This window comes from Pseudomonas sediminis (assembly GCF_002741105.1).
GTDB classification, from domain to species: Bacteria; Pseudomonadota; Gammaproteobacteria; order Pseudomonadales; family Pseudomonadaceae; genus Aquipseudomonas; species Aquipseudomonas sediminis.
The window spans coordinates 272,612-284,762 of the sequence record NZ_NIQU01000001.1 but is presented as its reverse complement, the minus strand read 5'-3'; the positions used below and the strand labels follow the sequence as shown (position 1 = coordinate 284,762).

At 62.9% G+C, this 12,151-nt stretch carries 11 protein-coding genes; 6 read left to right on the top strand and 5 right to left on the bottom strand.

The features are described 5' to 3' along the window. Nucleotides 1-41 precede the first annotated feature (41 nt). Complete coding sequence (locus CDO35_RS01455) at nt 42-803, top strand: ABC transporter permease (protein ID WP_017678012.1); 762 nt, start codon at nt 42-44, stop codon at nt 801-803. A 199-nt stretch (nt 804-1,002) separates the two neighbouring features. Here the strand turns inward: CDO35_RS01455 and CDO35_RS01450 are convergent, their stop codons facing one another. From CDO35_RS01450 to CDO35_RS01440, 3 genes are all read right to left on the bottom strand, one after another. After that, entirely contained in the window at nt 1,003-1,395 is a 393-nt protein-coding gene (locus CDO35_RS01450; RefSeq protein WP_064494209.1) for a protease inhibitor I42 family protein, read from the bottom strand. Between the two features lie 158 nt (nt 1,396-1,553). Then, nucleotides 1,554-3,947, bottom strand: coding sequence for an endopeptidase La (gene lon, locus CDO35_RS01445; protein ID WP_099522241.1), 2,394 nt, complete (start codon nt 3,945-3,947; stop codon nt 1,554-1,556). Between the two features lie 61 nt (nt 3,948-4,008). Next, the gene (locus CDO35_RS01440) at nt 4,009-4,713 is read right to left on the bottom strand and encodes a hypothetical protein (protein ID WP_099522240.1); all 705 of its coding nucleotides are present in this window, start codon (nt 4,711-4,713) and stop codon (nt 4,009-4,011) included. A gap of 245 nt (nt 4,714-4,958) precedes the next feature. Here CDO35_RS01440 and CDO35_RS01435 point away from each other — a divergent pair, with 245 nt between their 5' ends. The 5 genes from CDO35_RS01435 (at nt 4,959) to CDO35_RS01415 (ending at nt 10,132) form a co-directional block, all read left to right on the top strand. Continuing rightward, complete coding sequence (locus CDO35_RS01435) at nt 4,959-5,708, top strand: helix-turn-helix domain-containing protein (protein ID WP_099522239.1); 750 nt, start codon at nt 4,959-4,961, stop codon at nt 5,706-5,708. A gap of 137 nt (nt 5,709-5,845) precedes the next feature. Beyond that, the gene (locus CDO35_RS01430) at nt 5,846-6,532 is read left to right on the top strand and encodes a hypothetical protein (protein WP_099522238.1); all 687 of its coding nucleotides are present in this window, start codon (nt 5,846-5,848) and stop codon (nt 6,530-6,532) included. Continuing rightward, nucleotides 6,519-8,858 (top strand): putative bifunctional diguanylate cyclase/phosphodiesterase, encoded by a 2,340-nt coding sequence (locus CDO35_RS01425; RefSeq protein WP_099522237.1) that lies wholly within the window; start codon nt 6,519-6,521, stop codon nt 8,856-8,858. The genes CDO35_RS01430 and CDO35_RS01425 overlap by 14 nt, the downstream gene beginning before the upstream one ends. Nucleotides 8,859-8,861: 3 nt before the next feature. Then, nucleotides 8,862-9,710 carry a DUF3034 family protein gene (locus CDO35_RS01420; RefSeq protein ID WP_099522236.1) on the top strand — a complete coding sequence of 283 codons (849 nt, stop codon included), beginning with the start codon at nt 8,862-8,864 and terminating at the stop codon, nt 9,708-9,710. Nucleotides 9,711-9,712: 2 nt separating this feature from the next. Next, the gene (locus tag CDO35_RS01415; protein WP_099522235.1) at nt 9,713-10,132 is read left to right on the top strand and encodes a group I truncated hemoglobin; all 420 of its coding nucleotides are present in this window, start codon (nt 9,713-9,715) and stop codon (nt 10,130-10,132) included. Nucleotides 10,133-10,150: 18 nt separating this feature from the next. Here CDO35_RS01415 and lpcA read toward each other — a convergent pair whose 3' ends face one another. Together lpcA and CDO35_RS01405 are read right to left on the bottom strand one after the other, a co-directional pair. Further along, nucleotides 10,151-10,738, bottom strand: a complete 588-nt coding sequence (gene lpcA, locus CDO35_RS01410; RefSeq protein WP_037003644.1) for a D-sedoheptulose 7-phosphate isomerase — start codon at nt 10,736-10,738, stop codon at nt 10,151-10,153. A 14-nt stretch (nt 10,739-10,752) separates the two neighbouring features. After that, nucleotides 10,753-12,042 carry a M18 family aminopeptidase gene (locus CDO35_RS01405; protein ID WP_099522234.1) on the bottom strand — a complete coding sequence of 430 codons (1,290 nt, stop codon included), beginning with the start codon at nt 12,040-12,042 and terminating at the stop codon, nt 10,753-10,755. Nucleotides 12,043-12,151 lie beyond the last annotated feature (109 nt).

Below are 12,151 nucleotides of genomic sequence, written 5' to 3'. Positions count from 1 at the left end.
GCTCGCTACGCCTCTCAGCGCCCTGAAATGGAGATTTGCGCATGAACCTGTACGCCATCAAGGCTATCTACCTGTTCGAGCTGGCGCGCACCTGGCGCACCCTGCTGCAGAGCATCGCCACACCGGTGATCAGCACCTCGCTGTATTTCGTGGTGTTCGGCTCGGCCATCGGTTCGAGCATGACCCAGGTGCAGGGCGTGAGCTACGGCGCCTTCATCATTCCGGGCTTGATCATGCTGGCGCTGCTGACCGAGAGCATTTCCAATGCGTCGTTCGGCATCTACATGCCCAAATATTCCGGAAGTATCTACGAGCTGCTGTCGGCGCCGGTGTCCTATCTGGAAATTCTGATCGGTTATGTCGGCGCGGCGGCGACCAAGTCTGTGATCCTCGGCCTGATCATCCTGCTCACCGCGCGGTTGTTCGTCGATTTCGAGATTCAGCATCCGATCTGGATGGCGGCGTTCCTGGTGCTGACGGCTCTGACCTTCAGCCTGTTCGGTTTCATCATCGGCGTGTGGGCCGATGGCTGGGAGAAGCTGCAGATCGTCCCGGCGCTGATCGTCACGCCACTGACCTTTCTCGGCGGCGCTTTCTATTCGATCAGCATGCTGCCGCCTGCCTGGCAGACGGTGACCCTGTTCAACCCGGTGGTGTACCTGATCAGCGCCTTCCGCTGGAGCTTCTACGGCGTGTCCGACGTCAACGTCGGCGTCAGCCTGGCGATGGTGCTGGGCTTTCTGGCGCTGTGCATCTTGCTGGTGGGTTGGATCTTCAAGACCGGTTACCGGCTCAAGAGCTGAGGTCGGGCGAGAGCCGCGAAACGCGGAAACGAAAGGGGCGCATGAAGCGCCCCTTGTTCGTTTTCGGCCTGTAGAGCGGGTGCAACCCGCCAATGAATAGATGGTGGTACGGAACCGTGGGAGGCGCTTTAGCGGCGATTTGCTTCAAGTCGTCGCGGCTAAAGCCCCTCCCACAGAAGCTCTACCTTGTTCGGCTTGCTCATTTCACCCGCAATTCACACTCGAAGGTTTCCGCTGGCGGCACGTTAGGCTCCCAGGGCTGCTGGTACGTCAGCAGCAGGCGACCTTCGCCTGGCTCACGCGCGGTGAAGCGCCAGGTGGAGATGCCGCCAGCGCCTACCAGTCCAGCGTCTTCCGGGTTGCTGTAGACCTCGGGGCCGAGGCTTTGCAGCACGTTCGCCGCTCCATCGCGAACTTCCCAGCGAAAACCGGTGGTGGGGTTGCTGGGTAGGCTGAGAATCAGTTGCTGACCCTTGTTCAGCGTCAGCGGGCACTGCCGATCTTTCTTCAGCTCCAGCGTGCCGGATTGATGAGCGCAGGCCGTAAGCAGGGCCAGGGCGGGCAGGGTAAGCAGGCGCAAGGTGGCGTGCATGACGAACTCCAGTCGACGAAACCTGGCCCAGCATAGCGGCATAGACCTGTCGGTGGCGACCGTGGAGATGCTGGGTTCGCTGTAGGAGCGAGCTCTGCTCGCGAATATCGGCGAGGCTGAAAGCTTCGCGAGCAACGCCCGCTCCCTCATCTGCCTGTCTAGTCGAACAACACCTTGGCCACGTCGCTGTAGCGCTTGGCGAAGTGCACGGTAATTCCTTCCTTGAGGTAGTCCGGCAGTTCCTCGTAGCTGCCGCGATTGGCCTCCGGCAGGATCAGCTCGTGAATCTTCTGCCGCCGCGCCGCGATCACTTTCTCGCGTACGCCACCGATGGGCAGCACCTGGCCAGTGAGGGTCAGCTCGCCGGTCATGGCTACGCCCTTTTTCGGCGCCTGGTTACGAGCGAGAGAAAGCAGGGCGCTGGCCATGGTGATGCCGGCGCTGGGACCATCCTTGGGCGTGGCCCCTTCCGGTACATGCAGGTGGACGAAGGCCTGGTCGAAGAAGGTCGGGTCGCCGCCGAACTGCTTCAGATGCGAGCTGACGTAGCTGTAGGCGATCTCCGCCGACTCCTTCATCACTTCGCCGAGCTGGCCGGTGAGCTTGAAGCCGCGATTGAGCGTATGGATGCGCGTTGCTTCGATCGGCAGGGTGGCGCCGCCCATGCTGGTCCAGGCCAGGCCGGTGATCACCCCGGTGCCGGCCAGTACCCGTTCATTGCGGAATACCGGCATGCCGAGAGCTTGCTCGAGGTCCTTGGCGCCAATGCGAATCTTCGCGTCGGGATCGTCCAGCAGCTTCACCACTGATTTACGCACCAGCTTGCCCAGCTGTTTCTCCAGCTGACGCACGCCGGCTTCACGGGCATAGCCTTCGATCACCTTACGCAGCGCTGCATCGCTGATGGACAGGCGCGCTTTCGGCACGCCGGCTTTTTCCAACTGCTTGGGCCACAGGTGGCGTTTGGCGATGGCCAGTTTTTCCTCGGTGATATAGCCGGACAGGCGGATCACTTCCATGCGGTCGAGCAACGGGCCGGGGATGGAATCGAGGGTGTTGGCGGTACAGACGAACAGTACCTTGGACAGGTCCAGGCGCAGATCCAGGTAGTGGTCGAGGAACTCGACGTTCTGCTCCGGATCGAGGGTTTCCAGTAGCGCCGAGGCGGGGTCGCCCTGGTAGCTGGTGCCCATCTTGTCGATCTCGTCGAGCATGATCACCGGGTTCATCACCTCGGCCTCCTTCAGCGCCTGCACCAGCTTGCCGGGCATGGCGCCGATGTAGGTACGGCGATGGCCCTTGATCTCCGCCTCGTCACGCATGCCGCCCACCGAGAAACGGTAGAACGGCCGGCCGAGCGATTCGGCGATGGATTTGCCGATACTGGTCTTGCCCACGCCGGGCGGGCCGACCAACAGCACGATGGAGCCGGCGATCTCGCCCTTGAAGGCGCCGACGGCCAGGAACTCGGTGATGCGCTCTTTGATGTCGTCCATGCCGGCGTGGTGCTTGTCCAGCACCTTGCGCGCGTGGCCCAGGTCGAGCTTGTCCTGGCCATGAATGCCCCAGGGCAGGGCGGTGGACCAGTCCAGATAATTGCGCGTGACGGCGTACTCAGGCGAGCCGGCTTCGAGGATCGACAGCTTGTTCAGCTCCTCGTCGATGCGCTTCTGCGCCTGCGCAGGCAAGGTCTTGCCTTCGAGGCGGGCGAGGAATTCTTCGCGATCCGCGCTCTTGTCGTCCTTGCTGAGACCCAGCTCCTGCTGGATCAGCTTGAGCTGCTCCTTGAGGAAGAACTCGCGCTGGCGTTCGCCAATCTGCTTGTTCACCTCGGCCGAAAGTTCTTTCTGCAGGCGACCGACCTCGACCTCCTTGCGCAGTAGCGGCAGCACCTTCTCCATGCGCTTGAGCATGGGCACGGTGTCCAGCACTTCCTGTAGTTCATGGCCGGAGGCAGTGGTCAGGGCCGCGGCGAAGTCGGTGAGCGGTGACGGCTCGTTGGGACTGAAACGATTGAGGTAATTCTTCAACTCTTCGCTGTACAGCGGATTGAGCGGCAGCAGCTCCTTGATCGCGTTGATCAGCGCCATGCCGTAGGCCTTGACCTCGTCGCGCGGGTAGGCCGGCGGCTGCGGGTATTCGACTTCGGCCAGGTAGGGGCCGCGCCGGCTGAGCCAGCCACGAATGCGCACGCGGGTCAGGCCCTGGGCGACGAACTGCAGCTTGCCGCCTTCCTCGCTGACGTGGTGCACGCGCACCAGGGTACCGTGCTCGGGCAGGCTATCGAGATCGAACTCGCCGTGCTCGTCCGGTGGGTTGTCGACGTAGAACACCGCCAGGCATTTGTGTTCGGTGTTGTCCACGCGCTTGAGCGTGCGCCCCCAAGGGTGCTCGTTGACGATCACCGGCAATACCTGCGCGGGGAAGAACGGGCGGTTGTTGATGGGGATGATATAGAGCTTGTCCGGCAGCCTTTGTGCAGGCAGCACCAGGCCGGTGGTGGATTGCACGTTGTCGTCGACAGCTTCGGAGTGGATGTCCTGATCGTTCATGGAGCACCTTTGCTTGCACGTTGGTTGCTACATGGGGCGACTGCGGGATTTTTTCAACGTTTCAATCCAGGCTCAGACGAATGCCCAGCAGGCGCTGTTCGATCAGTGGGGTGAGCAGGGCGAAGCACTCACCGGGCGCCAGGCGAATCTGCGCGGGCTCGATCAGATCACTCTGCAGGCGCTCGATCAGTGCGAGCAGATGCGAGTCCTGCTCCTGATCGAGCATGCGCTTGCAGAGAAAGCGTAGTTGCATCTGCAGGCCGGGCGGGCAGCGCTCGTAATTGGCCGCGCGTACCGCCAGGCCGCGCAGCCTGGCAAGGTCCTCCAGCGCGCGGCAGGCCTCACCGAGCCCGCGAATTCTGGGATGATGCTGACGGTAGAGGCGGTCTTCGAGTTGTTCGATCACCGTCAGCAGTGCCTCGATCAGTCGGCAGTGGGCAGCGAAGTCGGCGGGTTTGCGGCGCAACTGCGGCCAGTGTTGCTGCAAGGGCGGTAGTTGCATGGCGGCGCCGGGCCAGTCGAGCCAAAGCTGGTCCAACTGCTGCGCCTGCGCATTGCGCTGCGCAACGCTCGCGGCATCCAGCTGTGCGCCCAGTCCGCGATGTTGCTGCAAGGCCTGAAGCAGGTCGAGGCAGCGCTGCACGATCCTGGTGTCCGCCTGCTTGCTGGCCCTCACCTGGCGATTTTCCGCGCGGTGGGTGAGCCAGTAGCTAAGTGTGAGCAACGCGACCAGCAGGGTCAGAAAAATGAGGGCGGCATTGCTCATTGAGGTTCGCTTGTCATGATCGTTAGAGAGGAGCGAAGCAACTCTCCTGCCATTTTCCCGAGGCTACGTAATGCGGTTCAGTGGGACTGATAGGGTGCACGGTAATGGAGCCAGCGGGTATTCGGAGATGCGATTTGGTGCGTAGGTTGCTATAGGTGCAACCATTTCGCTGATAGGTGGTTGCGGCGTTTTCTGTTGGAAAGGAGTAAAGTGCAACCCTTGTTTCGTGCCGCCAGTCTTTTGCGATGTTGCAAGCCCGTGTGATCCGCCTGGATGAACAGGCCCATGAACATGCCCATGATCATCATCAACTGGTGATGTCTCTGGTCGGCCGCGCCGAATTCGAAGTCGGCGGTCGTGGTGGAGAAGTCTGCCGGATGCGTGCCTGCCTGGTACCGGGCGATGCCGCTCACCAGTTCGCCGGCATGGGCGACAACCGCATGCTGATCCTCGATCTGGACGAGCAGGACACCCCCAGCGAAGACCTGGAATTGCTCCACCGTCTGTTCGAAACGCCTCGCTATCCCGCCCTCGATGTCGATTTCCAGCGCCTGCTGACCTATGCCGGCGCGGAGCTGGAGCGCTATGGCAGCGACTCGATTCTGGCACGCTCGCTTGGCGGCGTGTTGCTCCGCGCCCTGCACCTGCGCCTGTTCGGCGAGCAGCGCAGGCAGCCGCAAGGGGCAATGGACCTACAGCGCCTGGACGATTACATCGGCGAACACCTGGCGCGGCGCATCAGTGTCGCCGAGCTGGCACACGAAATGTGCCTAAGCCCCAGCCACTTCCATGCCCAGTTCAAGGACAGCGTCGGCCTCACGCCACACCAGTACCTGCTCCAGACCCGCCTTGACCGCGCTGCGCGCATGCTTCGTGAAAGTAACCTACCGCTGGTACGAATCGCTGAAGAGTGTGGGTTCTCCAGTCAGAGTGCATTGACTACGTCCATGCGCCGCTACCTCGGCCTCACGCCCAAACGCCTGCGCCGCGAATAGCGTCGTTGCTGGCTAATTGCCGCTGGCCGGTTGGCCGCTGGCCAGCTAGGCTATGCCTCCAGTACGACAAACTCGGTTGCCAGGACGGCATGTAATCCTGTGAGCGTCCGGCCTCAAGCTCGGGCCAAGGTAAGCGTATGACTGTGTGCAATTCCCGCCTGTTCTCTCTTGCTCTGTTTGCTGCCCTGACTATGGTCAGCTCGGCGTATGCCTCGGCGTTTCAGGCCGAACTGGTGGACGCTGCCGGTGAGCCTCTGGGTGATGCAGTAATCACGCTGCGTGGTCTGGCGGACTCGCCCCGTGCACCGCTGCCGGTGCAAATGGACCAGCGCAATCAGCAGTTCCAACCTCATGTGCTGGCGGTGCGCACTGGCACATCCGTGTCTTTTCCCAACAGTGATGATATCCGTCACCAGGTCTATTCCTTTTCACCGGCCAAGCGTTTCGAGCTGCGCCTTTACCAGGGCACGCCGAGCGAGCCGGTGCTGTTCGACAAGCCCGGACTGGTGGTGCTTGGCTGCAATATCCATGACTGGATGCTCGGTTACATCTACGTCACGGATGATCCCTGGTTCGCCGTCAGCGACGACGACGGCCGTGCTGTTATTGCGGACCTGCCGGCTGGGCGCTACGTCGTGACCCTGTGGCACCCTGGCAACCCGGATTTGCTGCCTCAGGTTGCTGGCGAGATACAGTTCGATGCTCGCGTGTCGAGTCAGCGTTTTGTCCTGGGTAGCCCCGGCCCTGCCGAGCAGCCCGCGCCGCCGGCACCGAGCGCGTTCGGTGAGGCGTTCAGGAAAGCTGCCGAAGATGCTGCGAAGTAGCTTCCAGGCGCGCATAGCCGGTGTCCTGATCCTGCTCCTGCTGGTGGTGATCGGCGCCCTCTACGTCGCAGTCAAGGCGGCCACCAATGTTGCAGTGCGCGCTCAGGCACAGGAGCAGCTGAACGTTGGTAGTCGGGTCTTCGGGCAATTGCTGGCGCAGCGCAGCGATCAGTTGCAGCAAGCTGCCCAGGTTTTGGCAGCTGATTTCGGATTCAAGGACGCGGTGGCCAGCGGTGATGTGCCGACCATCCGCTCGGCTTTGGTCAATCAGGGGGCGCGGATCAATGCCAGCGCGGTGTTCTTGCTAGGCCTCGATGGTAGCTTGCAGGTCAGCACCGGCCTGGACATTGATGCAGAGGCTTTGGCAAGACTTGGCCGTCAGTTGCAACAGCCGCGGCGCGACGGCCCACGACTGTTCCTGCTGCCCATCGGCGAGCAGATATACCTGCTGGTGGATGCTACGGTGAGTGCGCCGCTGCCGATCGCCCGGCTGCTGATGGGTTTTGCCGTGGATCGTGCGTTCGCTCTGCAAATACGTGAGTTGACTCATCTGGAACTCAGCGTGGTGGCTCGTCGCGATGGCACCGCACCTACCTGGGTCAGTACCCTGCCGAACAGCGCCCAGAGGCTGTTGGAAACGCACGTGGAGGCGGTAGGTGCGATGCCGCAGCACGTTGATGACGACATCGAGCACTACCTGAGTCAGCACCTGCAACTCGCCAGTGGCCCTGGCTATCGGATCGAAGCGCTGCTACACCGGTCCCTTGGTGAAGCCGAAGCGGCGTTCGCACCGCTTGATCGTCGCATCCTGTTGATCAGCTTGGGGGCCATGCTTGCCTCGCTGGTCGGTGCGCTGGTGTTGGCGCGTAGTGTTTCGCGGCCGGTGCGCGAGCTGGCCGATGCCGCCCAGCGCATTGGCCGTGGCGACTATCAGCAACCGGTGACGCTGGTCCGTAGCGACGAACTGGGCGTGCTGGCTCTGGCCGTCAATGACATGCAGCGGGGCATTGCCGAGCGTGAGCGACAGCTGGCGCACAACGCCCTGCACGACGCCTTGACCGGTTTGCCCAATCGCACCCTGGCGCTGGAACGGCTGGGCAGCGCGATCACAGCCGGGCGACCGATCGCCCTGCTGTATCTGGGGGTGGGCAACTTCGCCGCGATAAACGAGAGCTGTGGCCAGAGCGGCGGCGACTTCGTCTTGCAGCAGTTGTCGCGGCGCCTGCAAGCGACCCTGCGCCCTGGAGACAGCTTGGCGCGCCTGCTGGGCGACGAATTCCTCGTGCTGCTGGAGCACTGCGACGGCAGCAGTGCAGTGGCCAGTGCCGACCGTCTGCAGCAACTGCTGCTCAAGCCACTGCGCATCGGCACCCAAGATGTCGCCCTGGACTGTCGCATGGGTATCGCTGCTTACCCGGCTGACGGTGACACGCCGGACGATCTGCTGCGCCGTGCACGCATCGCCATGCAGGATGCCGCCCAGCACTCCGGGCGCCTGCAGATCTATCAGCAAGGGCGCGACGCCGCCCAGCAGCGGCAGATCCGCCTGATCCGCGATTTGCGCCACGCTGCCGAGCAGGGGCAACTACTGTTGCACTACCAGCCCAAACTGGATATTCGCGACGGTCGCGTACGCCAGGCCGAGGCCTTGTTGCGCTGGCAGCATCCGCACTTGGGCATGGTCTCGCCCGGTGAATTTATCCCATTGGCCGAGCGTACCGGCAGTATCCAGTTACTTACCACCTGGGTCATCGAGGAGGTCATGCGCCAACTGCATGAATGGGATGGACGCGGGGTCTGGGTACAGGTTTCGCTGAACATTTCCACCGAGGACCTACTCGACACTGCTCTGCCAGCGCGGGTTGACGCGCTACTTGCGCGATACCAGGTTGCACCGGAGCAACTGATCTTCGAGATAACGGAGAGCGGTGTGATGCTCAATCCCGAGCGTGCGCTGGAGGTGCTGCACGGCTTGCGCCGCTGCGGCATCGGCTTGTCAGTGGATGATTTTGGAACCGGCTATTCCTCACTGGCGCAGCTCAAACGCATGCCGGTGCAGGAGCTGAAGATCGACCAGAGTTTCGTGCGCGAGCTGGACGATAACAGTGAAGACTCGGTGATAGTGCGCTCGACCATCGAAATGAGCCACAGTCTGGGCCTGAAGGTGGTGGCCGAAGGCGTCGAACTGGCGCCCAGCCTGAGCTTGTTGCAGCGCTGGCACTGCGATACCGCGCAGGGCTACCTGATCAGCCGCCCACTGGCCGCAGAGGCCTTCGAGGTCTGGTTGGCGCAACCCTATCGTTTCCCCCAGGCCGAGGTGCACTGACGTATGCGGTTCGTTTATCTGCTGGGACTGTTTTTCTGTAGCGAGTTGCTGGCTGGCGAAGGCCGCCTGCTGGCTACTGGCGGTGCGACCAGCCTGGAGGGCGCTGCCGGGGGCGGCATCATGCCCTGGGCGGTGCTGGCAGGATATGGCGAGCGCGGCGAATGGGGGGCGGACGTGTTCGCCACCCGCGTCGAGACCGGTGACTACCGCCTCGACGTGGCCGGCGTGGCCGCGGCCTACGGTAACCGGATTGAGCTGTCCTACGCGCGCCAGCGCTTCGACCTCGGTACCCTGGCGCGCGACCTGAATCTGCCAGACAACAGCCTCAGTATGGACACGCTCGGTCTTAAAGTGCGCCTGGCTGGTGATCTGATCTACGATCGGTTGCCGCAGATTTCCCTCGGCCTGCAGCACAAGCGCCAGCGCGATTTTCTGGTACCCAGCCTGGTTGGCGCGCAGCGCCGCGAGGACACCGAGGGCTACTTGGCGGCCAGCCGGCTGATCCTCGGGGGTGCCTTCGGCTACAACCTGCTGCTCAATGCCAACCTACGATATAGCCGGGCCAATGAGTTGGGCCTGTTAGGCTTCGGCGGCGACCGCCGCGATCGTCATTCCTGGCTCAAGGAAGGCTCGGTTGCAGTGCTGCTGGATCGGCACTGGGCGGTGGGCATCGAGTACCGGGAGAAGCCCGATAACCTGAGCTTCGCTGGTGAAAGTGATTGGGCCGATCTGTTCGTGGGTTACTTTCCGAACAAGAATCTGGCGCTGGTGCTGGCCTATGCGCGGCTCGGCGAGATCGCCACGCTGGATAACCAGGACGGCGTCTATCTGTCTGTGCAGGGGAGTTTCTGAGCATGCGCCTGGTGTTGTTCTGCTTGTCTCTGCTGCTGGTTGCCTGCGCCCAGCAGCCCCCACGTGATGATGGCCTGTACCGCGCCTTGGGCGAGGAGCCCGGTATCGTGCGGATCGTCGAAGGCATGCTGCTGGACTCCGCGCGCGACCCTCGCATTGCCCGGCACTTTCTCAACATCGACATCGAGCGTTTGCGGGCGAAGCTGATCGAGCAGCTGTGCTTCGAGAGTGGCGGCCCCTGCGTCTACACCGGCGACAGCATGGAGGAGAGTCACAAGGGGTTGCGGCTGACCCCGAGCGACTTCAATGCCCTGGTCGAGCACCTGCAGGACGCGATGAACGCCGAGGGCGTGCCGACGCCGGCGCAGAACCGGCTGCTAGCACGGCTGGCGCCGATGCGCGGGCAGGTGATCGACCGCTAGCGAGCAACGCTGGCGGGCTCAGGCGTAGTTCTGCGGGCTCAGCTTGCGCTCGATCAGCTCGATGAGGATGTGCAGGGTCTTGATGTGCAGCTCCTGCACACGGTCTGCGAAGTCGCCGCCCGGGGCACAGATGCACACGTCGGCCAGGCTTTCCAGCAGTGAGCCGGGCTTGCCGGTCAGGGCGATCACCTTCACGCCCAGCGTCTTGGCCGCTTCGGCGGCCTTGACCACGTTCGGGCTCTTGCCGCTGGTGCTGATGGCGATCAACACGTCTCCTGCGCGGCCATGGGACTCGATGTAGCGCGAGAAGATGAAGTCGTAGCCGAAGTCGTTGGCCACACAACTGATATGGCTGGGGTCGCTGATCGACACGGCGGCGATGCCGGGACGGTTCTTGCGGTAGCGCCCGGTCAGTTCCTCGGCGAAGTGCATGGCGTCGCACATCGAGCCGCCATTACCGCAGGAAAAGGCCTTGCCCTTGTTCTCGAAACTCTCGACCAGCAGTTCAGCGGCCTTCTGGATGTTGCCCAGGGTCTGCTCGTTGGCGAGGAAGGCCTCCAGCGCGCGCTGGGCTTCCTGCAGGCTGTTGCGGATATGTTCGATCATCGCGTCTCAGAACCTCAAGGGAGTTCAGGGCTGGAATAGAAGGCGGTCAGCACTTTCACCAGGTGATCCAGATCATGGCTGCCGGCCAGTTCGCGGATCGAGTGCATGGCGAAGGTGGGCAGGCCGATGTCGACCGTGCGCACGCCGAGCTGGCTGGCGGTGATCGGACCAATGGTGGAGCCGCAGCCCATGTCGCTGCGCACCACGAAACTCTGCACCGGCACTTCGTTTTCCAGGCACAGGTGGCGGAAGAAACCGGCGGTCTCGCTGTTGGTGGCGTAGCGCTGGTTGCTGTTGATCTTGATCACCGGGCCAGCGTTGAGCTTGGGCCCGTGGTTGCCGTCGTGCTTGTCAGCGTAGTTGGGGTGTACGCCGTGAGCGTTGTCCGCCGACACCAGCAGCGAGCGCTGGATAGTGCGAACGAAAGCATCGCCGCCAGGTAGTACGCGGCGCAGCACCTGTTCGAGGAAGGGGCCGTCGGCGCCACAGGCGGAGCAGGAGCCGACTTCTTCGTGGTCGGTGCAGACCAGTACGCAGGTTTCCTCGTCATCGGACTCGATCAGTGCCTGCAGGCCGGCGTAACAGGACAGTAGGTTGTCCAGGCGGGCGCTGGCAATGAAATCCTGGTTGAGGCCGACGATGGCAGCGCTCTGGGTGTCATAGAAGCTCAGTTCGTAGTCCAGCACCGCGTCCGGGTTGAAGTCGTGCTCCATGGCCAACTGCTCGGCGAGCAGGGCGCGGAAATCGGCGGTTTCACTGCTGGCGAGTTGGGCCAAGATCGGCGGCAGTTCGTTCTGCGGGTTGATCGCCCAGCCCTGGTTGGCTTCACGATTGAGGTGAATGGCCAGGCTGGGGATCACGGCGATGGGCTGGTAGAAGTCGATCAGTTGGCTTTCGACCTTGCCGTCGCGGCGGTAGGTCACGCGGCCAGCCAGCGACAGGTCGCGGTCGAACCAGGGGGCGAGCAGGGCGCCGCCGTAGACTTCCACGCCGAGTTGGAAGAAGCCCTGGCGCTGTAGTTCCGGATTTGGCTTGACGCGCAGGCAGGGGCTGTCGGTATGGGCACCGACCAGGCGAATGCCGCCATCGACGGCCGGGCGCTTGCCCAGCTTGAAAGCGATGATCGAGGAGTCGTTGCGGGTCACGTAGTAACGGCCGCCGGCTTCGGTCTGCCAGGGCGCGCGTTCGTCTAGATGGCGGTAACCCGCGGCTTCCAGGCGCATGGCCAGGCTGGTGGTGGCATGGAAAGGCGTCGGCGAGGCGTTGAGAAAATCGAGCAAGCCTTGGATCAGTTCTTCGCGCATAGGGACTCCGGGCAACGATGGCGCGAGTGTAACCAATTTGCATCGCGCTGTGCCGGCTGCGCACTTGTTTGGGGGCGATAGTTTCAGACTATCCGCGGGTAGGGTGCGC